We start from the raw sequence: 23,462 nt of genomic DNA, 5'->3' as shown, positions 1-23,462 counted from the left end.
GTCGTCAGAGCTTGACCATCCGCTTGCCGCGGTTCTCGCCCGCCAGCAATCCGATCAGCGCCTTCGGCGTGTTCTCGAGGCCGTCGATGATGTCCTCCTGCACCTTCAGTTTGCCGGACGTGACCCAGGCCTGGAGATCGGCGAGCGCACGCTGGCTTTCCTTCATGTAGTCCATCACGATGAAGCCCTGCATGACGAGCCGCTTCACCACGATCAGGCCGGGCACGCCGCGCGGGCCGTGTGCCGAGGGCGCGCCGTCATATTGCGAGATCGCGCCGCAGCACGCGATGCGGCCGTAATTGTTCATCTGCGGCAGGCAGGCTTCGAGAATGTCGCCGCCGACATTGTCGAAATAGACGTCGATGCCCTTCGGAGCCGCCGCGCGCAGCGCCTTGAACACCGCGCCGTCCTTGTAGTCGACGGCGGCATCGAAGCCGAGCTCGGAGGTCAGCCAGTTGCACTTGTCGGCGCCGCCGGCGATGCCGACCACGCGGCATCCCTTGATCTTCGCGATCTGCCCGACAATCGAGCCGACCGAGCCCGCGGCCGCGGAGACTACGACCGTCTCGCCCTCTTTGGGCTTGCCGATCTCCAGCAGGCCGAAATAGGCTGTGAGGCCGGCGATGCCGAACACGCTGAGCAGATGCGTCATCGGCTCGAGCTTCGGCATCTTGGTGAGATGTTTGGCGGGCACTGCCGCCAACTCCTGCCAGCCGGTGTCGCCGAACACGATGTCGCCGGGCGCAAGCCCCGGCGCCTTCGAGCTGATGACCTCGGCGATGGCGCCGCCGGCCATCACGCTGTTGGCTTCGACCGCTGAGCGATAGGTCGCGCCGTGCATCCAGGCGCGGTTGGCGGCGTCGAGCGAGATGTATCGCACGCGCAGCAAGGCCTCGCCGTCCTTCGGCTCAGGCACCACACCCTCGACCATCTTGAAGTGCTCGGGGCCGAGCTTGCCGCTGGGCTTTTCCACCAGAAGAATCTGACGATTGACGCTGCCGCTCATGATGTTTCCCCTCGGTCGCTTGACGATTATTGATGCAGCTGCCGCAAGAAAAACGTGCAAGCCGCTTTCGTTGTGCGCTGCGTGCAGGCTAGATCGCGGGCGCCAGTTTCGCAACGGGAACATCCGCCCCGACGGTCGCACGCCAAGCGTGTTGCGCAGCCGTCATATCTGCGACATCATGAAGCGATCGGTGTAGCGGGGGTGTTCAATGTCGAACAGGTTTACGCAATTCATTCTGGTGGCGATGGTGCTGGGCATCATCATGGGCGCGGCGATCTACAATTTCCTGCCCGACACGCGGGGCGCCTGGGCCTCGTCCATCAACCTGATCGCCGTGATCTTCCTGCGCCTGATCAAGATGATCATCGCGCCGCTGGTGTTTGCGACCCTGGTCGGCGGCATTGCTCATATGGGTTCGGGCTCCAAGCTCGGCCGCATCTTCGCCAAGACCATGGGCTGGTTCGTCAGCGCCTCTTTCGTCTCGCTGATGCTCGGCCTCGTGATGGTCAATCTGCTCCAGCCCGGCGCGAATTTCCCCGGTACGCTGCCTGACAAGGCGCAGTCGACCGGCCTGCCGGTTTCCGCCTTCTCGATCGAAAAATTCCTGACCCATCTGATCCCGACCTCGATCGCGGATGCGATGGCGCAGAACGAGATCCTGCAGATCGTGATCTTCGCCGTGTTCTTCTCGGTGGCGATGGGCTCGATGCCCGAGCGCTCCAAGCCGATCCTGGCGCTGATCGACGACATCGGCCACATCATGCTCAAGGTGACGGGCTATGTGATGCTGTTCGCGCCGTTCGCGGTCTGGGCCGCCATCACCGCGACGGTTGCCAAGAACGGCCTGCTGGTGCTCTGGAAGCTCATCGTCTTCATGGGTGGCTTCTATCTCTCGCTCGCGCTGCTGTGGGGCATCCTGGTGGTCGTAGGCTTCATCGTGATCGGGCCGCGCTACGCCCATCTGCTGAAGCTGATCCGCGAACCGCTGATGATCGCGTTCTCCACCGCAAGCTCTGAAGCGGCCTATCCGAAAACCCTGGAGGGGCTGAACAAGTTCGGCGCCTCGTCGCGGATATCGAGCTTCGTGCTGCCGCTCGGCTATTCCTTCAATCTCGACGGCACGATGATGTACTGCACCTTCGCGAGCATCTTCATCGCGCAGAGCTATCACATCGACATGCCGCTCGGCACGCAGCTCGCGATGCTGGCGACCCTGATGATCACCTCGAAGGGCGTCGCCGGCGTGCCGCGCGCCTCCCTCGTGGTGATCGCCTCGACGCTGTCGCAATTCGGCATCCCCGAGGCGGGGCTGTTGATGATCATGGGTATCGATACATTCCTCGACATGGGCCGCAGCGCCACCAACGTGATCGGCAACACACTCGCGACCTCGGTCGTGGCCAAGTGGGAAGGCGAGCTCGGGCCCGAGCACGAGCTTGGAGCGGGCGATGCCGTGCCGGGGGACATGATCCCTGGCGAAGTGCCCGCGATGGCCAGCCATTGATCGGAGTGCATCATGCGCCTTTCAATGGCGATATCGGGCGGCCTCTTGCTGGCAGCGTGCCAGCTGGCGACGGGTGCCTCCGCCCAGACCGGTGGCAGCGAAGGGCTTAGCCCGACGCTGTCAGCGATCAAGACCGCGCACACCGTGCGGCTCGGCTATCGCGAGAGCTCGCCGCCGTTCTCCTTCCTCGACCAGGCCAACCGGCCGATCGGCTACAGCCTCGAGCTCTGCGAGGCGATCGTCGAGGAGATCGGCGTCGAGGTCGACGATCCCAATCTCAAGATCGCCTACGTCAAGGTCACCTCGGATGACCGCATCGACGCCGTGCTCCAGAACAAGATCGACCTGGAATGCGGCTCGACCACGGCCAATGCCGAACGCGCCAAGCGCGTCGCCTTCTCGCCGCTGATGTTCGTCGCCGGCACCAAGTTGATGGTGCCGAAGGCCTCTAGCGTCCAGTCACTGACTGATCTGAAGGGCAAGACCATCGTGGTGACGAAGGGCACCACCAACGAGCAGGCGATCCAGGCGGCCGACAAGAAGTCCTCGTTGGGACTGACCATCGTTGTCGGTGCCGATCACGAACAGTCGTACCAGATGCTCGTCGACGGCAAAGCCGATGCGTTCGCGACCGACGACATCCTGCTGTCCAGCCTGATCGTGCGCCACAAGGCACAGGACAAGTTCCGCGTCACCGGCGATTACCTGTCCTACGACCCCTACGGCATCATGTTCCGCAAGGGCGAACCGCAACTGGCGGCGGTGGTCGACCGTACCTTCCGCAAGCTCGGCTCCAACCACGACCTCGTTCCGCTCTACAACAAATGGTTCACCGCACGGCTTCCGACCGGCGAGCGGCTGAACGTGCCGATCTCGCTGCAGTTGGAGGAAGCCTTCAAGGCGATGGACGATTCCGCGAGCGCGAATAACTAGCGCTTGTGCGACGAGCGCCGCTGCGCCCTCTCTCCTTACAAGGCAGGGCAATTGCATATCGCGTGCACGATGCGGCCCCATCGGCAGTGGGCTCCCTCTCCCGCTTGCGGGGGAGGGCTGGGGTGGGGGTGTCTCCGCGTCGGGATTGCTGAGAATTGCGCAGGATGTCCCTGTGTGGTGAGAGCCCTCACCCGCCGCGCGCGGGACGATGCTGCGCATCGCCCGGGGCGCGTCGGCCTCTCCCGCAAGCGGGAGAGGCGGAGCAAGCCGCACGGTCCTCGTGAAATCCCTATGCGATTTCCCTGCCATACAAGAGGAGAGGGCACAGCAATGAGCGGCGGGCGCTCATGTGCCCGCGGGGACCTGGTCCAGAAATCCCGTGATGCTCCTGATGCGGCCGTCCTTCAGCACGGCGAAATCCGTCCCCTTGATCGGGCTGTCGATGCCATCAGGACCAAGGCCCCAACTGAAGCGGACATGGTCGCCGTAGCCATTGGGCTCGCCGATCAGCTTGAACCTGAAATCGGGAAAGCGCTGCTGCACGCCTGCGATCAGCGCATCGACGCCGTCATGGCCGTCGCCCTTCATCAGGGGATCGACATAGCTCGCATCCGCCGTCCAGTTCTGGCTCAGCAGTTCGCGCCGGCGATCGGCTGCACGTTCGTTCCAGAGGTCGATATAGCGGCGGGCGATGGTGATCGGGTCGGTCATTGTCGTCTCCTTCGATGGCGCCGTGTCGTTCGGCTGACATGACTATCGAAGGTTTGCGCGCGCTGATCGATTACCTCGGAGGTCATGCGCATGATCCGGGAAAGTGTGAAGCGGTTTCCCGATCGGATCATGCGCCGACAAGCGCGCGCAAATGTTTGTCGCGAACTTACTTCGCCGCAGTGACCATGATTTCGACGGTGTATTGTGCTGCCGCGAGCTTGGCTTCGACGGTGGCGCGTGCCGGCGTGTTGCCGGGCGAGACCCAGGCGTCCCACACCGCATTCATCTCGCCGAACGTTTTCATGTCGGTGATGTAGATCGTGGCCGAGAGCAGTTTCGACTTGTCGGTGCCGGCCTTGGCGAGATGGCTGTCGATGGTCGCCAGGATGTCCTGGGTCTGCTTCGTCACGCTTTCGCCGGCGGCGTTGTTGGCGACGACACCGGCGAGATAGACGGTGTTGCCGTGCACGACGACCTGGCTCATGCGCGGGCCGGTTTCAAGACGCTGAATGCTCATTGGGGGTCTCCTTTGAATGGCGGCCCTGTCTAGCGCAGCGGCCTGCCCTGTGCCACCCCAGGCACGCATGCATTGCCAGGCACGCATGCATTGCCAGGCACGCATGCGTCGGTGGCCATGCATGCGTCGCGCTTCAAGGAAACCGGCCGAAGAACGTCCAGATTGTCTCGGCGGCGTCGATGTCGCCGTTCTGCGATCCGAGCAAGCTGGCGGCGACCTTCGGGAAGCGCGCATCCGGAGAAAATCCGGGCATGCGGTGCCCCCCTTGATTGATGCGATAAAGCACGACGTCGTGCTCCTCAGGACAGCGCGAGGAGATCCGCGTCACCGTGGACTGGTCTGCGGGCGCCCTGTCGGGCAAATCGGTCATGTCGGAATTATCGATCTCGCAGCCGTTGAGCTTGCGCCAGAACGCAAGCGTCTCGTCGGTGGACCAGAACCCGTCTGCGGCATAATAGCTCGATCCGCGGCCGCCCTCGTAGGGGACCAGCGGATCGGCGGTGCCGTTCATCAGCAGCATCGGCAGCGGCTCGACGGATGGCAGGTGATCGCGGCCTCATCGGTGAGGTTCATGCTCACGCTCGCGCCGGCAGCAAACAGATCGGCGCGGGCGCAGACGAGCGTCATTGCCATGGCGCCGCCATTGGAAATGCCGGTGACATAGACGCGGCGAGGGTCGGCGGTGCCGTTCGCCACCAGCTTCTCGACCAGCTTTGCGATGAAGGCGACGTCGTCGGTGCCCGCGGGCGGACCACGGAGCGCCGGTCCCGCCTTGGTCCGCGCATCGACCCATGCGTGGTTGAGGCCATCAGGAAAGACCACCGCAAACCCTTCGCGCTTTGCGACCTGCGGCCACGCCGTCCGCGTCATCATGTCGGCGCCGCGCTGGGTCTTGCCGTGCAGCACGACGACGAGCGGCACCAGCCGCTTCGCCGGCAATTGCACAGCGTAGGACCGCTTCACGCCGTCGATATCGATCGTATCGGCGGACGCAGCCGGGGCGGCGGCCAATGCCGCAACAAGCGCCGCGATGCGCAGCCGCCGCCGCATCATCTAGCCCACGGCTTTCGCCGCGGCCCGGCCTGCATTGCGGCCCGAGAACAGGCAGCCGCCGAGGAACGTGCCTTCCAGCGAGCGATAGCCGTGCACGCCGCCGCCGCCGAAGCCGGCAGCTTCGCCCGCTGCATAGAGGCCGGGAATGACGCTGCCCTCCTCGCCGAACACGCGCGAAGAGAGATCGGTCTCGAAACCGCCCAGCGTCTTGCGGGTGAGAATGTTGAGCTTGACCGCGATCAGCGGCCCTTGCGCGGGATCGAGGATGCGGTGCGGGGAGGCGGTGCGGATCAGCCTGTCGCCGATATAGCGCCGCGCATTGTGGATGTTCATCACCTGCGCATCCTTGACGTAAGGGTTGGCGATCTCACGGTCGCGCGCCTCGATCTGCATCTTGATGTGCTCGAGCTTGAGGAGGTCGCTGCCGGCCAGCTTGTTCATGGCCGCAACGAGATCCTCGATCTTGTCGCGCACGATGAAGTCGACACCATGGCTTTTGAACGCTTCCACCGGCGCCGGTGCGCCCTTGTTGGTGGCGCGCTTGATTGTCATGCGCCAGCTCTTGCCGGTGAGGTCGGGATTCTGCTCCGAGCCCGACAGCGCAAACTCCTTCTTGATGATGCTCTGGGTCAGGATGAACCAGGAATAATCGTAGCCGGTGGACATGATGTATTGGAGCTGGCCGAGCGTGTCGGAGCCGGGGAAGAGCGGCGCCGGCAATCGCGTGCCGGTGGCGTCGAACCACATCGAGGAGGGGCCGGGCAGGATGCGGATGCCGTGGCGCGGCCAGATCGGTGACCAGTTCTGGATGCCTTCGACATAATGCCACATGCGGTCGCGGTTGATCAGCCGCGCGCCTGATTTTTCGGTGATGCCGATCATGCGGCCGTCGACATGCTCCGGCACGCCGGAGATCATGAATTTGGGCGGCGCGCCGAGCCGCTTCGGCCAGTTCTGCCGCACCAGCTCGTGATTGCCGCCGATGCCGCCGGACGCCACGATCACGGCTTGCGCCTTCAACGCAAACTCGCCGACGACGTTGCGCGATGAGCTCTTGCCGCGCTCGACATTATCCGGGGCGAGAATGGCGCCGCCGACGCCATCCACCGTGCCGTTGGTGATCGAGAGCGCGTCGACGCGATGGCGGAACCGAAAGCTCAGCCGGCCGCTCCTGACGGCCTCGCGCGCACGGCGCTCGAACGGCTCGACGATGCCGGGCCCGGTGCCCCAGGTGACATGAAAGCGCGGCACCGAATTGCCGTGGCCCATCGCATCATAGCCGCCGCGCTCGGCCCATCCGACCACGGGAAAGATGCGATGGCCCATCGCGCGCAGCCACGCACGCTTCTCGCCGGCCGCGAACGCCACATAGGCCTCGGCCCATTGCCGAGGCCAGAAATCCTCGTCGCGGTCGAAGCCGGCGGTGCCAAGCCAGTCCTGCATCGCAAGGTCGAAGGAGTCCCTGATGCCGAGCCGGCGCTGCTCCGGCGAATCGACCAGGAACAATCCGCCGAACGACCAGAACGCCTGGCCGCCGAGCGACTGCTCGCCCTCCTGGTCGACCACGATCACGCGCTTGCCGGCGTCCGCGATCTCGGTTGCGGCCACGAGGCCCGACAGTCCTGCGCCGACAACGATGACGTCAGTCTCTTCAGCCATCTGTTCGGCCATATGTTTCCCCCTCCATGTGTTCCCCCTCCACAGGTTCCTCCCTGTAGTTGCCCGGATTGAAGCCGGCGGTTGCAACTGAGATCAAGAGTACGGCGCGTAAGACATCGTTAACTTGTTCCACTTCGGGAAAAAGACCGGCTGAGTGCAGCGCCGGCGCAACACTGGATTTGAATTTGTTTTGAGCGAGCCGGCATGCCTAGACAAAACCGCGGTTACGACGGAACCTAGCAGGGCATCACCACCTGACACACAGATTCGAATTCGACTGGGGCGGGGGCCAATGAAGTTTCTGACGGGGTTGCTTGCGGCGGTTCTCCTGATCGCGAGCATGGGCGCTTCTCACGCGGTGGTTCGGATCGCGGATGACCGCGGCGGCCGGATCGGAACCTACGTCGACAAATACCAGGACCTGCGACAGTCGGGCGACACCGTCATCATCGACGGTCTCTGCGCCTCTGCCTGCACCATCGTCCTCGGCGCCATCCCGCCCGACCGCATCTGCGTGACGTCGCACGCGACATTGGGCTTCCACGCAGCGTGGGATTTCGGCAGCAACGGCCGTGCCGTCACCAATACCGAAGCGACCCAGATGCTCTATGCGATGTATCCGTCGCAGGTGAAGCGCTGGATCAATCAGCGCGGCGGGCTCACCCCGCATATGCTGTTCCTGAAGGGCCGGCAGCTCCAGGCCATGTACAAGCCCTGCTACCTCGACGCGCAGGCCTCGGCCAACAAGCCGTCGCGCGCGCCACTCCCGCAAGCGGATCGGCTCGAATCCGCCCGGGGCCAGCTCTTGCACTGACGTCCTCGGCCTGACGGGATTCTTTGCCAGCCGGTGCTGCCTTGCCCGCAGGCGGGGCAAAGCTTATCTGAACGCTCGGGAAACTCACGTTTTCACCCCGATCGTTGTCATGGCTCAACCACTGCACCCCGCCCATCCTGTATCGGACAATTCGCCCACTGCCGGCCGGATGCCGTTCGTGCTGCTGTTGGCGGGTGCCGGCGTCGGCGGCCTGGTCGTGCTCGGTGCGCTCGCGCTCTGGTTCCACTATGGCAGCCAGGTGTTCTTCGAAATGATCAGGACCGGTTTTGCCGCCTGCTTCTGACCCGCGACAGGAAGTTTTCCGCCCATGAGTTCCACCGCCCGTCCGCTGGTGATCGCGACCGCCTTCGCCGCAAGCCTCGTCCTCGGGCTCCTGATCGTATTCTGGGCCATGGGCGGGGTCAGCAAGGTGGCGCAGCCGGCCGCGATCGGCGGCCCGTTCCAGCTCACCGACCAGAACGGCAAGGCCGTCACCGACAAGAACCTGAAGGGCAAGCCGACCTTGATCTTCTTCGGCTACACCCATTGCCCCGATGTCTGCCCAACCTCGCTGTTCGAGATCTCGGAAGTGCTGCGCGCGATGGGCAAGGACGCCGACAAGGTCAACGCCGTCTTCATCTCGGTCGATCCCGAGCGCGATACGCCGGGGACGATGAAGGATTATCTGTCGAGCTTCGACCCGCACCTCGAAGGCCTCAGCGGCGATCCTGCCGAGACCGCCAAGGTGATCACCTCCTACCGGGTCTACGCCAAGAAGGTCCCGACCAAGGACGGCGACTACACCATGGACCACACCGCGCTGATCTATCTGATGGACCGCGACGGTCGCTTCGTCTCGCCGTTCAACCTGAAGCGCACGCCGGAAGAAGCCGCAGTGGACTTGAAGCGGTATCTGTAGGCTCCCTATTCGCCGCAATCCGCGCTCGCGTTCCCGGCCGGATGGGCTATAAGGCCCTCCGATCCCAACGAAAATCGTTCATTTTCAGCCGATGGCTCCATCGCAACAGGCGAAATCGTCCAAATCCGCCCGTGGCTTGCTGACCGGGCTGGTCGTCGGCGTCTGCCTGCTCGCTGCCGCGCCGTGCGCGCAGGCGCAGGCTCCGGCCAAGCAGCCCCCCGTGGCGCCGCAAGCCTCACCTCAGGTCGCGCCGCAAGCCGCACCCCAGGCCGTGCCGGGCTTCTGGGACCCACGGCGGCGGCCGGAGCGGCCGGACCTGTCGCGCCTGACAGTGATCCGTTTCCTGACCGAGACCGACTATCCGCCGTTCAACTATACCGGCGCCGACGGCAATCCGGCCGGCTTCAACGTCGATTTCGCACGCAGCCTGTGCGAGGAAATCAAGGTCACCTGCACGGTGCAGATGCGCCGCTTCGAGACGCTGGTCGATGCGCTCGCCTCCAACCGGGGCGATGCCATCATCGCCTCGATGGCGGTGAGCCCGCAGCTCCGCGCCCGGGTCGACTTCACCGATCCCTATTACCGCGTGCCGGCGCGCTTCGCCTCGCGCAAGGACGCGGTGATGCCGGAGATCCGGCCCGAATATCTCGAAGGCAAGAAGGTCGGCGTCATCGCCGGCTCCGCGCATGAGGCCTATCTCAAGGCGATGTTCACCGACGCCGAACTGCACCCCTATCCCAACGACGATGCCGTGCGCGCCGCCTTGCGCAAGGGCGAGGTCGACTTCATCTTCGGCGACGCCATCGCGCTTGCGTTCTGGATCAACGGCACCGATTCCGGCGATTGTTGCGCCTTCTCCGGCGGTCCCTTCGTCGAAAGCCGGTTCTTCGGCGAAGGCATCGGCATCGCCGTGCGCAAGGGCAACGACGTGCTGCGCCAGGCCCTGAACTGGGCGATGTTCCGCGTCTGGGAAAAGGGCCGCTACACGGATCTGTGGCTGCGGTACTTCTCGGTGAGCCCGTTTTAGTTCGCTGCCTCCTCGTTGTCATTGCGAGGAGCGCAGCGACGAAGCAATCCAGAGTGCTTCTGCGCGAAGATTCTGGATTGCTTCGCTTCGCTCGCAATGACGGTGGGTGCGGTTGCACCGTCTCGCAAAATTGCATTCTGCCCGGAAATCGCTATTTTCCGCGCCCCGGAGGCCCCTTAGATGTCCGTTATCGATCTTGCCGCGAACCCGAGCGATCTGCGTGCGCTCGCCGAACAATCCAACGCCTGGCCGTTCGAGCAGGCGAAGGCCATTGTCGCGCGGCTGAAGAAAAGCCCGAAGGACGAGGTGCTGTTCGAGACCGGCTACGGGCCATCAGGCCTGCCGCATATCGGCACCTTCGGCGAGGTCGCGCGCACCTCGATGGTGCGGCACGCCTTTCATGTGCTGACCGAGAACAAGATCAGGACCCGCCTGCTCGCGTTCTCCGACGACATGGACGGGTTTCGGAAAGTGCCCGACAACGTCCCCAACAAGGAGATGCTGGCCGCGCATCTCGGCAAGCCGCTGACGCGCGTGCCGGACCCGTTCTCCAACGAGTACCCGTCGTTCGGGCACCACAACAATGCGCGGCTGCGCGCCTTCCTCGATCATTTCGGCTTCGACTACGAATTCGCGAGCTCGACCGACTATTACACGTCCGGCCGTTTCGACGCGACGCTGCTTAAAATGCTCGCGGCCTACGACAAGGTGATGGCGATCATCCTGCCGACGCTCGGCCCCGATCGCCGCGCGACCTATTCGCCGTTCCTCCCCATCAGCAAGACCACGGGTGTCGTGCTGCAGGTGCCGATGATCCGCCGCGACGTTGCGGCCGGCACCGTGACCTATCTCGATCCCGATACCAACCAGGAAGTCGAGACGCTGGTCACCGGCGGCAACGTCAAGTGCCAATGGAAGGCCGACTGGGCGATGCGCTGGGTTGCGCTCGGCGTCGATTACGAGATGGCCGGCAAGGATTTGATCGACTCGGTCAAACTCTCCGGCGCGATCGCGAGGGCACTCGGCGCCACGCCGCCGGAGGGCTTCAACTACGAGCTCTTTCTCGACGACAAGGGCCAGAAGATTTCGAAGTCGAAGGGCAACGGGCTGACCATCGACGAATGGCTGCGCTACGCCTCGCCGGAATCGCTGTCGCTGTTCATGTATCGCGAGCCGAAGGCGGCCAAGCGGCTGTATTTCGACGTCATCCCGCGCAACGTCGACGACTACCAGCAGTTCATCGACGGCTTTGCCAAGCAGGACGCCAAACAGCAGCTCGGCAATCCGGTCTGGCACGTTCACAGCGGCCATCCGCCGAAGTTCGATATGCCCGTCACGTTCCAGCTCTTGCTGACGCTGGTGTCGTCGTCGAATGCGGAGAATGCCGAGACGCTGTGGGGTTTCATTGGCCGCTATCGGCCTGGCGTGAGCCCGCAGACGCATCCCAAGCTCGACGCGATGGTCGGCTATGCCATCAACTATTATCGCGACTTCGTCGCGCCGACGAAGACGTTCCGCGAGCCAACCGAGACCGAGCGCGCGGCGCTGCAGGATTTGCGCGATGCATTATCGCAGCTTCCGCAGGATGCCACGGCCGAGGACATCCAGAACGTCGTCTACGAGATCGGCCGCCGCGAGCCGTTCCTCGATCCGGTCAAGAAGGGCAAGGACGGCCGTCCCGGCGTGACACTCGACTGGTTCAACATGCTCTACCAGGTGCTGCTCGGCCAGGAAAAGGGCCCGCGCTTCGGCTCCTTTGTCGCGGTGTATGGCGTGCAGAACGCGGTGAACATGATCGACGGCGCACTGGCGCGGAGTGCGTGAGGCGGTTGTAGCGAACGCGTAGCCCGGATGAGCGAAGCGACATCCGGGGGTTTTCGCTAGTTAGCCGCACCAGCGGTCCCGGATGTCGCTTCGCTCATCCGGGCTACGGACCTTCAGCCCCCCGCTCAGGTCGACCGCAGCACGTAGCGCCGGTTATCCTTCTGCACCGGGCGCGCGTTCATCGGGTAGAGCTTTGCGAATGCGGCGACGTCGGTGGCCGACGCCTGGATGGGGGTCGTCAACAACAGCCACTCGACCACTTCTGAGCAAGGCGGCGTCGTCAGCGAGCCGGGATAGCGGAAGTAGCTGAGCCTCGTGGGCAGCATGGCGTGGGGATCGATGGTCGAATCCGCCTTCACGGCGGGGCCTTCCGCGGCCGGCATGGTCTTGACGATCTTGCCGAAGGCAGGGTTCGGCCTGCCCTCGGCCATCAGCACGCCGACCACGGCGAGCCCGCCGGCATCGTTGCGGTGGACGAAATGCGCCTCCATCGGAAAATTCTTGCCGCCGATCATGTGCTCGCTCGGCCGGTGGAAATGCACCTGGAGCAGCTTGTATTTGACGTCGCCGAGCGTGAGCGTGCTGCCCTCGGTGAAGTTGAGCTGGATCGTGTGCCCGTTGTTGACGATGGTGTCGGCGCTCTTGCCCCAGTTCAGCTTCAGCGCGGGCAGTTGCGATTTGACCGTCGCCTCGATGTCGATCGGCGATTGTTGCAGGCCGACCGCGCAGGCCTTGTTGGCCGCGTCGAGATCGCCCCATTTGGCGCCGGCGCCTTCATAACTCCAATGCGCACCTTCGGCGGCGAAGGCCGGCTTGCAGAGCGGACAAAGCGCAAGACCTGCGAGGGCCTTCAATGCGTGACGGCGATCCATCATATTCCCCCTGACATGAATTTGCTCGGCAATGAGTGGCCGCAACCTATGCGAGAGAGACGCTGAGTCGCAAGGCTGCCTGCGGCGGATGCGGCGCGGCTGAAATCATCGCCCGGTCACGACGCCAAGCGAGACGCGATCACTGGCTTGCCCACACGATCCGCGCGATCCAGCCGACCTCGCTCACCGCCATCCTGCGCTCGGCCTGGGAGGCATCGAGCGGCTGCAAATCCACAGCCTTTGCGGTGCGGCGCTTCAGCGTCGCCACCGTCACCTCGCCCGCCTTAGTCTTCACCACCACGCGATCCCCTTTACGGATCGGCACGCCGGGCGCGACCAGGATGATATCGCCGTCGCGATAGGCGGGCGCAAGCGCGTCGCCGGAAATCTGCAGCGCGAAGCTGTGGTTGTCCTCGGCGGCGGGAAGGGCAAATTCGGTCCAGCTCTTGCCGATGGGAAGGCCGGACTCGTCGAAGGCGCCGCTCGCGCCCGCCAGTGCCAAGCCGAGCAGCGGCACCGAGCGGCCGCCGCCTGCCTCGTCGCCGACCAGCCTGGCAAAAATGTCGATCGAGGAATCTGCCGCCGCCAGCGCTTTCGCGATCGATTCGGTCGAGGGCCAGCGCTCGCGGCCGTCGGAGGTGACGCGCTTGGACTTGTTGAAGGTGGTGGGATCGAGCCCGGCGCGCTTGGCGAGGCCCGACGGCGACAAGCCGGCGCGCGCCGCCAGCCGATCCAGCGCGCCCCAGATCTGGTCGTGAGTGAGGATCCTCTGCGCTTTGGCCTGCCTGACCATGAAAGGTCCAGCCCGTCGCAACTCAGGAAAACTATCCTCGAATCAACCGGTTTTCCGCTTTTTGCGCAAGGGGCGCGCTGAGCGTGTTTTCAAGCGAACCGGTTACCGGTTCGCACCAGGAAACGCGTCAAAGCAGGAAATTGGCGCTCCGCTTCGATTTCATCGGAACGGAAATGGCTCTAAGTCTTGAGTTCGGAGGGGGCGGCCATTACGGTCGCGCCCGGGTTTCAGGGACCCGCACGACCCAAAAACCCCAAAAGACTCAACGAGCAAACAGGGCTGCGTAAGCGGTGGTCAAGATCTACAAAATCTGTCCGGCCTCGGCCTGGCGTGAGGCGGAACGGCAGGGCGTCTACCGCGGCAGCGCGGACGATTCGCGCGACGGATTCATCCATTTCTCGACCGCCGCCCAGGTTCCCGAGACCCTGCACAAGCATTACGTCGGGCAGCGCGCGCTGTTCCTGGTCGAGGTCGACGGCGATGCGCTCGGTAGCGCATTGCGCTGGGAGCGTTCGCGCAATGAGGAGCTGTTTCCGCATCTCTATGGCGAACTCGATCTCGGTGCGGTGATTGCCGTGATGAACCTCAACACGCGCTCCGACGGTGGCCACGATGTTCCGGAGCTTGCCCCGTGATCCGCGCTTTCGACGCTCTCTCGCTGCCGGTGTTGCGTTGGCTCGATCCGGAGGATGCGCATCGCCTCGCGATCCAGGGCCTGCGCTTCCTGCCGCCGGGCAAGCCGCACGCTGACGATCCCAAGCTTGCGGTGCGTGCGTTCGGGCTCAACTTCCCCAATCCGATCGGCATGGCCGCGGGCTTCGACAAGAGCGCCGAAGTGCCAGATGCGCTGCTGCGGCTCGGCTTCGGCTTCGTCGAGATCGGCTCGGTGACGCCGAAGCCGCAAAGCGGCAATCCGCGGCCGCGGCTGTTTCGTCTGGAGCGCGACGAGGCCGTGATCAACCGCATGGGCTTCAACAATGACGGCGCGGAGACAGCGCTGCGCAGGCTCGCGGCGCGCGCGCAGCACGGCGGCATCGTCGGCGTCAATGTCGGCGCCAACAAGGATTCACCCGACCGCGTCAATGACTACGTCAAGCTGATCGAGACATTTGCGCCGGTCGCGAGCTATTTCACCGTCAACGTTTCCTCGCCGAACACGCCGGGCCTGCGCAATCTGCAGGAAGGCGCGCTGCTCGACGATCTCCTCGCCAGGGTGATCGACGCGCGCGAGCGGGTGCGGCAAAAGGCCGGCGACACGCCGGTGCTGCTCAAGATCGCGCCGGATTTGAGCCTCGCCCAGCTCGACGACGTCGTGCAGGTCGCACGCTCGCGCCGGGTCGACGGCATGATCGTGTCGAACACCACGATCGCGCGGCCGAGCACGCTGCGCGAGGAAATGCGCGCCAAGGAGCAGGGCGGCCTGTCCGGCCGGCCGCTGTTCCGGCTGTCGACGCGGATGGTCGCGGAAACCTATGTGCGGGTCGAGGGCGCATTCCCCCTGATCGGCGTCGGCGGTGTGGACTCGGGCGGCGCCGCGCTGACGAAAATCCGCGCCGGCGCGAGCCTGATCCAGCTCTATTCGTCGCTGGTCTACAAGGGCCTCGGCCTCGTCGACGAGATCAAGCGCGATCTCGCCTCGACCCTATTGCGCACCGGGCGGGATTCTCTCTCCGAGATCGTCGGCTCCGACGCCGCCACGTTGACGGCGGAAGCCTGGCCGGGGATGTAGCTCTTCGCCGCGTAGCCCGGATGGAGCGAAGCCCAATCCGGGATTCTATCCGCGGACGCGAAGGTCCCGGATTACGCTTTCGCTCCATCCGGGCTACGCGTTACAGCGACTGCTTCGAAAACGTCTTCCTGTACAGCGCCGGATAGCGCGCGGCCTGCAAGCCGCCGCGCGAGACGTAGGAGGCGATCAGCGCGCTCCACAGCCCGGCATTGCCGAACGATTGCAGCGCCCACCAGGTGGCGAGGAAGATCGCGAGTGAGGCCAGCATCAGATTGCGCATCTCGCGCGCCCAGGTCGCGCCGATATAGATGCCGTCGAAGCCGAAGGCGAACACGCCGGGAATCGGCGCAAGCACGACGAACGGCAGGAATTCCCGGGCGCCGCGACGGACGGCTTCGCTCGTCGTCATGAAATCGATCAAGTTCGGTCCGAACAGCGCAAACAGCGCGGACACGACCAGCGCGAAGCCGAGCCCCCATAGCAGCACCAGCCGGGTCGAATCCGCAAATCCCCTGGCGTCGCGTGCGCCAAGCGTACGGCCGCAAAGCTGCTGGGCTGCGTTGGCAAGACCGTCGAGGAAGAAGGCGCTGACCAGCAGAAAATTGTTGAGCACGGAATTGGCGGCCAGCGTGACGTCGCCAGCCCGCGCGCCCTTGGCGGTGAAAAACAGAAACACCGCGATCAGCGCCGCGGTGCGGATCAGGATGTCGGAATTCACCGCCAGCAGCCGCATCAGCTTGGCCCGGTCGAACAGCTCTGCGTATGACACCGCGAACCCACCGTCCGCATAGCGGCGGCAGACCATCATGCCGAGCCCGAATCCGGCCGCTTCGGACAGCAGCGCGGCGATCGCAGCACCGGCGATGCCGGTGTCGTAGACCAGCACCAGCAGGATCGTCGCGGCCGCGTTGACGAGATTGATGACAATTTGGAGCGCGAGCGCCGGATTGGCGCGGGCCTGGCCGACCAGCCAGCCGAGGATGACGTAATTGGCGAGCGCCAGCGGCGCCGACCAGATCCGGATCACGAAATAGGTCTTCGCCGCGCGCGTGACGCCTTCGCTGCCGCCCATCAGGTCGAACAGCACGGCGGCCAGCGGCAGTTGCAGCGCGATCAGGGCCATGCCGATCAGGCCCGCGACGATGAAGCCGCGCACCAGGATCGCGGTCAGCTCGCGCGTCTCGCCGGCGCCGAGCGCCTGCGCCGTGAAGGCGAGCGTGCTCATGCGCAGGAAGCCGAACAGCCAGAACAGGCAATCGAAGATGACGGACGCGATTGCGACGCCGCCGAGCAGCGCGGCATCGTCGAGCCGTCCGATCGCGGTGGTCGAGACCACCCCGATCAACGGCGTGGTGAGGTTGGCGACCATCGCCGGGCCTGCGATGGCGAAGACCTGACGGGAACCGATCTTCAAGTGAACGGGTGCGTGCATGTCAGAACACGAGCACCATGCCGTCTTCGGCGGCGAGATGGGCGATGTCGTCGAGGCGCGACAGCACGTCTTCGCTCATATGGGTGAGGACGAGGCGTTTTGCGCTAATTTCGGGCAGGTGCTGTTCCAAGGTCTTCAGGCTGAGGTGATTCTTGACCACCTTCTCGTACATATAGGCCTCGACGATGAAAAGGTCCGCGCTATGCGCCAGCGGAATGAGCGTCTCCGTCCATTCGGTATCGGCGCTGTAGGCCAGCGTGCGGCCCTCGGCCTCGATGCGATAGGCGAGGAACGGTCCGCCGGATTCGCCGTGCACGACGGGATAGGGCGTCACCGTCACCGCGCCGAAGCTTTGGCTCTGCCCGGGCGCGAGCTCGACGACCGACAGCTCGAAGCGCCGGTCCGTCTTGGAGGAATGCTCGAACAGAGCCTCCATCACCGTACGCAGCCGCGTCTCGATGCCTTTGGGGCCGGCGATGGTGAGCGGCCGCGTCCGCCGCGAGAATTGCGCGTCGAGCAGGACAAACGGCAGCCCGGCAAAATGGTCGCCGTGGAAATGCGTGATCAGGATGAGATCGATCTCATTGCAGTCGATCTCGAGTCGCTTCAGCGCCGGCAGAGCCGACGCGCCGCAATCGATCAGGAAGTTGGCCTCGCGCCCCGAGACGTGGAAGCAGGTGTTGAGCCTGCCGCCCGATCCGAAGGCGTCGCCGCAGCCGACAAAGCGCAATTGCATCGGCCGCGAGCTCCCTAGAGCATGATCCGGAAAAGTGTGAAGCGGTTTTCCGACAAGATCATGCTCAAAACTAACGACTTACCTGCGCGGCGCACCGAAAACGCGCATCAGCAGCCAGATCGGAATCACGATGACAGCGCCGAGCAGGAAGTAGCGCCACAGCCAGTTCACGGTGTCGAAGCCGAGATCCCACAAACGCTGGAACAGAAGACGAATGCTTAAGATGATATTCCAGGGATCGAAGCCGATCGCCGCCAGCACGACGCCGACAAGGATCGAGAGCAGCACCAGGCGAAACGCGACCGCCAGCGGCGAGCCGCCGAGAAAGCGGTTCAGGCCGTCACCGCGGCCGGCCGGCAAATCTCTGACGTCGTGGGCCATCTCAAACTCCTCAGGGGATTCGACCCTATCATAGGGCAAGGCGGGGGACATGGGGAACCCGCAACGGGGCGTCAATCGGCTTACGGGATTTTAATTCGGGCAGGGCGGGTACGCCTTCGTTGCGAGATGATCGTGCCGCAGGCTCGCTGCAACCTCTCCCGCTTGCGGGAGAGGTCGCGCCGAAGGCGGGTGAGGGCTCTCTCCTCTTGGGGATTCCCAATGTGGAGGCACCCTCTCCCCGACCCTCTCCCGCAAGCGGGAGAGGGAGCGCACCTAGTACGCTTCACGCCTCAATCTCCGCCGCCCCCGCTTTCAGCATTTTTTCCAGCGTTTCCAGCCGGTCGGCTTCCCGCGGCGGCTTGTCCCAGCGCAAGCGGCTGATGCGGGGAAAGCGCATCGCGACGCCGGATTTGTGCCGTGGTGAGCGCTGCAGCCCCTCGAAGGCGACCTCCAGCACCAAGCCCTTGTCCGGCTCGTGCACGACGTGGCGGACGGGGCCGAATTTTTCGGTGGTATTGCGACGCACGAAGCGGTCGATCTGGAGCAGCTCCTCGTCCGTGAAGCCGAAATAGGCTTTTCCGACCGGCACCAGCTCGTCACTGCCCGCACCTGCGGTCCAGACGCCGAAGGTGTAGTCGGAATAGTAGGACGAGCGTTTGCCGTGGCCGCGCTGCGCATACATCAGCACGGCGTCGATGATGTGCGGATCGCGCTTCCACTTCCACCACTGTCCCTTCGGCCGTCCCGGCAAATAGGGTGCGTCGCGCCGCTTCAGCATCACGCCTTCGACGGCGTCCGCGTCTTCGCCCGCACCGGCGCTCGCGGGATCGGCGCGTGCGGCGGTCAGCGCCTCCCAGCTTGCGAAGGCGACGGTGGGCGAGAGATCGATGCGGGGATCGTCGAGCTTGCCGATGAAGGTCTCCAGACGTTCGCGCCGCTCCGCAAAGGGTAGCTCGCGCAAATCGTTCTCGTCGTCGCCGAGCAGATCGTAGGCGCGCAGATGAATCGGAAACTCCTTGATCAGCTTCGGAGACACGACCTTGCGGTTGAGCCGTTGCTGCAGAACATTGAAACTCTGCACGCGCCCTTCGCGCAGGATCAGAAGCTCGCCGTCGATGGCGCCGGGTAGCCGCAACGATGGAACGAGATCCGGAAAGCTTCCGGTGATGTCCTCGCCGGTGCGCGAATAGAGCCGCGCGGTGATGCGGTCGTGCTCGTCGCGGCCGGCCACCGCCTGCACGCGGATGCCGTCCCATTTCCATTCGGCGATATAATCGGCGGGATCGAGCGCGGCGAAATCGGTGTCATCGATCGCGTGCGCCAACATCACCGGGCGGAACGGGGCGGGATCGCGATTGACCGGCTTGTCGCCGCGGCCTTCCAGCCAGGCGAACAGGTCGAGATAGGGCGGCGCGAGACCGGGCCAGATCAGCTCGACCTCATGCGGGTCCTTGTCACCGAGTGCCGCGGCCGCGGTCTTGGCCAGCCGCGCGGAGATGCCGATGCGCAACGCGCCGGTGACGAGCTTCAACAGCACCCAGCGGCCGGTCTCATCCAGCTCGTCGAGCCAGCGCTCGAGCTGTTTTGGTAGCTCGGTCTTGCCGAGTGTGCGCAGCGTGGTGACGACCTCGGTCAGCGTCGGCGGCGGTGGATTGTTGTGGTTGCTCGGATGAAGCGCATCGCTGGCATCTCGCCCGCGGTACCCCCCTCCCTGACCCTCCCCCACAAGGGGGGAGGGAACGGTGAGGTTCGTGCATCCATCACTTTGGGAATCGCTGTTAGCTCTCGCGCTCACTGATAGCGCCGCGCGCAACTGCGCTCCCTCCCCCCTTGTGGGGGAGGGCGGGGGAGAGGGGTAGCCCGGAAAAGATTCGTCCTTGTGTGCATTCCGCTTCGGCCACATCAGCGCCACTGTTTCCGAGAGGTCGCCGACATAATCGTAAGACAATCCGAACAGCACCGGATCGGTGCGCGACGCGATCAGATCTCGGATCAGCGCGGGCTTGGCGTGCTTGAAGCTCAGCGCGCCGGTCAGCGCGGCCAGGGCATAGCCGCGATCAGGATCGGCGACCTCGCGAAAATAACTTGTGATCAGCCGCAGCTTGTTGTTGCGGCCGGGCTCGTAGGCGAGGCGGTCGAGAAGTTCGGCGAAGCGGTTCATGCTTCGGCCTCGTCAGCGAGCGGCGTCTCGGTCTCCTCCTCGTCGCCATAGCCGACCAGATCGAGCGGCCGTGCCTGCAAACCCTTGCTTTGGCACCAATGCACCAGCGCGTCTTCCTGGCCGTGGGTGACCCAGATCTCGCCGGCGCCGGTCGCGGCGATCGTGGCGGTGAGGCCGTCCCAATCGGCGTGATCCGAGATCACCAGCGGCAGCTCGATGCCGCGTTGCCGCGCGCGGGCGCGCACCCGCATCCAGCCGGAGGCGAATGCCGTGACTGGATCGGGAAACCGCCGGGTCCAGAGATCGGACGTCGCAGAGGGCGGCGCCAGCGTGATGGTGCCGGCAAGTGCCGCCTTCTTGACGCCCTTCACCGGCCTGAGATCGCCGAGCTCGATTCCGCGGCTCTGATAGTAATGCGTGATCTTCTCCATCGCGCCATGCAGATAGATCGGCACGTCGTAACCCGCTTGGCGCAGCAGTGCGATCGCGCGTTGCGCCTTGCCGAGCGAATAGGCGCCAACGAGATGCGCGCGCTCCGGAAACAGCGCCACCGATGCCAGCAGCTTCTTGACTTCGTCGGCGGCATCGCCATGGCGAAACACCGGCAGGCCGAACGTCGCCTCGGTGATGAAGACGTCGCAGGGCACGAGCTCGAACGGCGTGCAGGTCGGGTCGGGTGCATCCTTGTAGTCGCCGGAGGCGACGATGCAGGTGTCCTTGCAGGTCACCGCGACCTGCGCCGAACCGAGCACATGGCCGGCCGGGTGAAACTTCACGCTGACATCGCCGAGCCGGATCTCCTCGCCATAGCGGATCGCTTGTGTCGAGCCGGCAAAATTCTCGCCATAGCGCAGCCGCATCATGTCCAGCGTTTCCTGCGTCGCCAGCACCGCGCCGTGGCCGGCGCGGGCATGGTCGGAATGGCCGTGGGTGATCACGGCCCGCTCGACCGGCCGGACGGGGTCGATATGGAAGCCGCCCGGCTTGCAGCATAGGCCGGCGGCAACTGGCAGCAGGATGTCTTGCGGACGCATGCCTGTTATATAGGTTGCGACCCCGCATCTTCGAGTCATCACCGCTTCGTTCCCTGGTTCCCCAATGCCCCTGCGCCTGTTCCTGACCTCCGGCGATCTCATGGCCGACCGCCGCTTCGAGTTCGCGCGCGACCTCCAGCTCAAGGGCGATCTGGCGGCTGCCGCCGACCTGCTGGAGCAGACCATCGAGCTTGCGCCGAATTTCACCTCGGCCTGGTTCACGCTCGGCGAAATCCGCGCGCAACTCGGCGAGCGCGACAAGGCGATTGCGGCCTTTCGCAAATCGCGCGAGTCCGACCCGGGCGATCAGCACGGCGCTCATCTGCATCTGATACGCCTCGGCGATGCGCAATTGTCGGAGATGCCGAAGGCCTATGTGCAGGCCTTGTTCGATCAATACGCGCCGCGCTTCGAGCACGTGCTGATCAACGATCTCGGCTATCGCGCGCCCTCGCTGATCTTCAAGGCAGTGGTGGCCGCCCGCGTCGCCGCGAAGAAGCCCGCCCTCTTCAAATGCGCCATCGATCTGGGCTGCGGTACGGGGCTTGCGGCCGCCGCCTTTGCAAAACAGGTCGACCAGTTCGTCGGCATCGATCTGTCGCCCGGCATGGTCAAGGAGGCGCGCGCAACCGGCCTCTATGCCGAGCTCGAAGTCGCCGACATGATCGAAGGCCTGCGCAGCAGGAGCGAGGCGAGCGCAAACCTCGTCGTCGCTGCCGATGCGTTCGTCTATCTCCCCGATCTCGCGCCGGTGCTCAGTGAGGCCAGGCGCGTGCTCGCGTCCGGCGGCGTGCTCGCGTTCACGCTGGAGACCCATGACGGCATCGGCATCGTTCTCGGCGAAGGCCTGCGCTATGCCCATTCGGCGGAATATGTGCGCGATGCGATGGCGCAGGCCGGCCTCAAGGTCCTCACATTGGAGCGGGCCTCGCCACGCACCGAGAACAACGAGCCGGTGCGCGGACTCGTCGTGGTCGCCGAGAAAACTTGAGTTTAGGCGCTATAAGCGGCGCTTTGAGCGTCATTGCGTCGCAAAGCCGTGACTTCCCACTTGCGAGCCCTGCGGCGATGCCAGCACAATGCGCGCACCAGGGAGAAACGAACAATGACGAAGAATCCATCGCGGCGCGATTTCAGCGCCGCCGCGCTCGCGACCATCGCGGCATCCACCTTGCCCGCGCCCTATGTCTGGGCCGCGGAAAAGAAATACGATGCCGGCGCCAGCGACACCGAGATCAAGATCGGGCAGACCGTGCCGCATTCCGGCCCCGGCTCGCTCTACGGCGTGCTCGGGCGCGTCGGCGAAGCCTATTTCCAGATGCTGAACGAGAAGGGCGGCATCAACGGACGCAAGGTCAAATTCCTCACCATGGACGATGCCTACAGCGCGCCGAAATGCGTCGAGGCGACGCGGCGCCTGGTCGAGCAGGAGGAGGTGCTCGCGCTCTACGGCTCGCTCGGCACCGCGCCGCAGACCGCCGTGCACAAATACCTCAACTCGAAGGGGGTGCCGCAGCTGCTGCTCAACACCGGCGCGTCGAAGTGGAATAATCCGAAAGAGTTCAAATGGACCATGGCGGGCCTGCCGCTCTATCCGACCGAGGCGCGCATCCTGGCGCGGCACGTCGTCAGCGTGAAGCCGAACGCGAAGGTCGGCATCCTCTACCAGAACGACGATTTCGGCCGCGACTTCCTCGGCCCCTTCAAGAAGGTTCTGGAAGATGCCGGCGGCACCGCCAAGGTGATCATGGAGCAGACCTACGATCTGACCGATCCGACCGTCGATTCCCAGCTCATCAACCTCTCGAAGTCGGGTGCGGACGTCTTCTACAACATCTCCACCGGCAAGGCGTCGTCGCAGTCGATCCGCAAGGTGGCCGAGCTCGGCTGGAAGCCGCTGCAGCTGCTGTCGGCCGGCTCGACCGGCCGCTCGATCCTCAATGCCGCGGGCCTCGAGAACGCCGCCGGTATCGTCGCCATCCGCTACAACAAGGAGGTCGGCCTGCCCAAATGGGAGAAGGATCCCGACGTGATGGCGTTCGAGGAATTGCGCAAGAAGTACACGCCGGCGATCGATCAAGACAACACCATCGCCTTCGCCGGCTACGGCCAGGCCGTCACCATGGGCGAGATCCTGCGCCGCTGCGGCGACGAGCTCACGCGCGCCAACGTGCTGAAGCAGGCCTCCAACCTCAAAGGCTTCCACTCGCCTTATTTCCTCGACGGCGTCGCCTACGACTACACGCCTGACGATTACACGCCGATGAAGACGCTCTTCATCTCCACGTTCACCGGCAAGGACTGGGACATCTCCGACAAGCCGATGTCGGAGTAGGGGCGGGCGGGATGCTGTAGGG

General features: G+C 64.6%; 22 protein-coding genes and 1 pseudogene. 11 read left to right on the top strand and 12 right to left on the bottom strand.

Annotated features, from left to right (window positions below; genetic code table 11):
- Nucleotides 1-4: 4 nt before the first annotated feature.
- Nucleotides 5-1,006 (bottom strand): NADP-dependent oxidoreductase, encoded by a 1,002-nt coding sequence (locus AC0L3K_RS34470; RefSeq protein ID WP_007599355.1) that lies wholly within the window; start codon nt 1,004-1,006, stop codon nt 5-7.
- A 208-nt stretch (nt 1,007-1,214) separates the two neighbouring features.
- Here AC0L3K_RS34470 and AC0L3K_RS34465 point away from each other — a divergent pair, with 208 nt between their 5' ends.
- Both AC0L3K_RS34465 and AC0L3K_RS34460 read left to right on the top strand, forming a co-directional pair.
- Nucleotides 1,215-2,510 (top strand): dicarboxylate/amino acid:cation symporter, encoded by a 1,296-nt coding sequence (locus tag AC0L3K_RS34465; RefSeq protein WP_473367680.1) that lies wholly within the window; start codon nt 1,215-1,217, stop codon nt 2,508-2,510.
- Nucleotides 2,511-2,522: 12 nt separating this feature from the next.
- Nucleotides 2,523-3,443: an amino acid ABC transporter substrate-binding protein gene (locus tag AC0L3K_RS34460; protein ID WP_007599357.1), complete on the top strand. Its 921-nt coding sequence runs from the start codon at nt 2,523-2,525 to the stop codon at nt 3,441-3,443.
- Between the two features lie 345 nt (nt 3,444-3,788).
- Here AC0L3K_RS34460 and AC0L3K_RS34455 read toward each other — a convergent pair whose 3' ends face one another.
- The 4 genes and pseudogenes from AC0L3K_RS34455 to AC0L3K_RS34440 all read right to left on the bottom strand — a co-directional run bounded on the left by AC0L3K_RS34455 (nt 3,789) and on the right by AC0L3K_RS34440 (nt 7,383).
- Complete coding sequence (locus tag AC0L3K_RS34455; RefSeq protein WP_354200550.1) at nt 3,789-4,154, bottom strand: nuclear transport factor 2 family protein; 366 nt, start codon at nt 4,152-4,154, stop codon at nt 3,789-3,791.
- Nucleotides 4,155-4,320: 166 nt separating this feature from the next.
- Nucleotides 4,321-4,671 (bottom strand): RidA family protein, encoded by a 351-nt coding sequence (locus AC0L3K_RS34450; RefSeq protein ID WP_007599359.1) that lies wholly within the window; start codon nt 4,669-4,671, stop codon nt 4,321-4,323.
- A gap of 133 nt (nt 4,672-4,804) precedes the next feature.
- A pseudogene (locus tag AC0L3K_RS34445) lies at nt 4,805-5,724 on the bottom strand (extracellular catalytic domain type 1 short-chain-length polyhydroxyalkanoate depolymerase).
- Nucleotides 5,725-7,383, bottom strand: coding sequence for an FAD-binding dehydrogenase (locus AC0L3K_RS34440; protein WP_354200649.1), 1,659 nt, complete (start codon nt 7,381-7,383; stop codon nt 5,725-5,727).
- A gap of 292 nt (nt 7,384-7,675) precedes the next feature.
- Between AC0L3K_RS34440 and AC0L3K_RS34435 the strand changes: the two genes are divergently transcribed.
- From AC0L3K_RS34435 to AC0L3K_RS34415, 5 genes are all read left to right on the top strand, one after another.
- Nucleotides 7,676-8,197 carry a Clp protease/crotonase-like domain-containing protein gene (locus tag AC0L3K_RS34435; RefSeq protein WP_007599362.1) on the top strand — a complete coding sequence of 174 codons (522 nt, stop codon included), beginning with the start codon at nt 7,676-7,678 and terminating at the stop codon, nt 8,195-8,197.
- 109 nt (nt 8,198-8,306) lie between these two features.
- A complete protein-coding gene (locus tag AC0L3K_RS34430; RefSeq protein ID WP_219684563.1) occupies nt 8,307-8,501 on the top strand; it encodes a hypothetical protein in 195 nt (64 codons plus the stop codon).
- A 24-nt stretch (nt 8,502-8,525) separates the two neighbouring features.
- Nucleotides 8,526-9,116, top strand: coding sequence for an SCO family protein (locus tag AC0L3K_RS34425; protein WP_354200548.1), 591 nt, complete (start codon nt 8,526-8,528; stop codon nt 9,114-9,116).
- A 91-nt stretch (nt 9,117-9,207) separates the two neighbouring features.
- Nucleotides 9,208-10,143 carry a transporter substrate-binding domain-containing protein gene (locus AC0L3K_RS34420; protein WP_354200547.1) on the top strand — a complete coding sequence of 312 codons (936 nt, stop codon included), beginning with the start codon at nt 9,208-9,210 and terminating at the stop codon, nt 10,141-10,143.
- Between the two features lie 180 nt (nt 10,144-10,323).
- Nucleotides 10,324-11,967, top strand: coding sequence for a lysine--tRNA ligase (locus AC0L3K_RS34415; RefSeq protein ID WP_007599366.1), 1,644 nt, complete (start codon nt 10,324-10,326; stop codon nt 11,965-11,967).
- Between the two features lie 125 nt (nt 11,968-12,092).
- On the opposite strand, the gene AC0L3K_RS34410 is transcribed toward AC0L3K_RS34415, so the two are convergent.
- A complete protein-coding gene (locus tag AC0L3K_RS34410; protein ID WP_007599367.1) occupies nt 12,093-12,839 on the bottom strand; it encodes a carbonic anhydrase in 747 nt (248 codons plus the stop codon).
- 139 nt (nt 12,840-12,978) lie between these two features.
- A complete protein-coding gene (locus tag AC0L3K_RS34405) occupies nt 12,979-13,632 on the bottom strand; it encodes a S24 family peptidase (RefSeq protein WP_219684567.1) in 654 nt (217 codons plus the stop codon).
- A 290-nt stretch (nt 13,633-13,922) separates the two neighbouring features.
- Here AC0L3K_RS34405 and AC0L3K_RS34400 point away from each other — a divergent pair, with 290 nt between their 5' ends.
- Nucleotides 13,923-14,267 carry a DUF952 domain-containing protein gene (locus AC0L3K_RS34400; protein WP_007599376.1) on the top strand — a complete coding sequence of 115 codons (345 nt, stop codon included), beginning with the start codon at nt 13,923-13,925 and terminating at the stop codon, nt 14,265-14,267.
- Nucleotides 14,264-15,361: a quinone-dependent dihydroorotate dehydrogenase gene (locus tag AC0L3K_RS34395; protein WP_007599377.1), complete on the top strand. Its 1,098-nt coding sequence runs from the start codon at nt 14,264-14,266 to the stop codon at nt 15,359-15,361. Before AC0L3K_RS34400 ends, AC0L3K_RS34395 begins: the two co-directional genes overlap by 4 nt.
- Before the next feature lie 100 nt (nt 15,362-15,461).
- Here AC0L3K_RS34395 and AC0L3K_RS34390 read toward each other — a convergent pair whose 3' ends face one another.
- The 5 genes from AC0L3K_RS34390 to AC0L3K_RS34370 form a co-directional block, all read right to left on the bottom strand.
- Nucleotides 15,462-16,793, bottom strand: coding sequence for an MATE family efflux transporter (locus AC0L3K_RS34390; RefSeq protein WP_219684568.1), 1,332 nt, complete (start codon nt 16,791-16,793; stop codon nt 15,462-15,464).
- Nucleotide 16,794: 1 nt separating this feature from the next.
- Nucleotides 16,795-17,529, bottom strand: a complete 735-nt coding sequence (locus tag AC0L3K_RS34385) for an MBL fold metallo-hydrolase (RefSeq protein WP_219684569.1) — start codon at nt 17,527-17,529, stop codon at nt 16,795-16,797.
- A gap of 78 nt (nt 17,530-17,607) precedes the next feature.
- On the bottom strand, nt 17,608-17,910 hold the full coding sequence (locus AC0L3K_RS34380; RefSeq protein WP_219684570.1) for a DUF6460 domain-containing protein: 303 nt from the start codon (nt 17,908-17,910) through the stop codon (nt 17,608-17,610).
- Nucleotides 17,911-18,193: 283 nt separating this feature from the next.
- Nucleotides 18,194-20,071, bottom strand: a complete 1,878-nt coding sequence (locus AC0L3K_RS34375) for an ATP-dependent DNA ligase (protein WP_473367679.1) — start codon at nt 20,069-20,071, stop codon at nt 18,194-18,196.
- A complete protein-coding gene (locus AC0L3K_RS34370; protein WP_473367688.1) occupies nt 20,068-21,105 on the bottom strand; it encodes a ligase-associated DNA damage response exonuclease in 1,038 nt (345 codons plus the stop codon). Before AC0L3K_RS34370 ends, AC0L3K_RS34375 begins: the two co-directional genes overlap by 4 nt.
- 64 nt (nt 21,106-21,169) lie before the next feature.
- Here AC0L3K_RS34370 and AC0L3K_RS34365 point away from each other — a divergent pair, with 64 nt between their 5' ends.
- Together AC0L3K_RS34365 and AC0L3K_RS34360 are read left to right on the top strand one after the other, a co-directional pair.
- Nucleotides 21,170-22,096, top strand: a complete 927-nt coding sequence (locus AC0L3K_RS34365) for a class I SAM-dependent DNA methyltransferase (RefSeq protein ID WP_473367678.1) — start codon at nt 21,170-21,172, stop codon at nt 22,094-22,096.
- Nucleotides 22,097-22,210: 114 nt separating this feature from the next.
- Entirely contained in the window at nt 22,211-23,440 is a 1,230-nt protein-coding gene (locus AC0L3K_RS34360; protein WP_473367677.1) for an ABC transporter substrate-binding protein, read from the top strand.
- Nucleotides 23,441-23,462 lie beyond the last annotated feature (22 nt).

Source organism: Bradyrhizobium sp. MI1.10, assembly GCF_055811035.1.
This window is presented reverse-complemented; position numbering and strand designations above follow the sequence as displayed.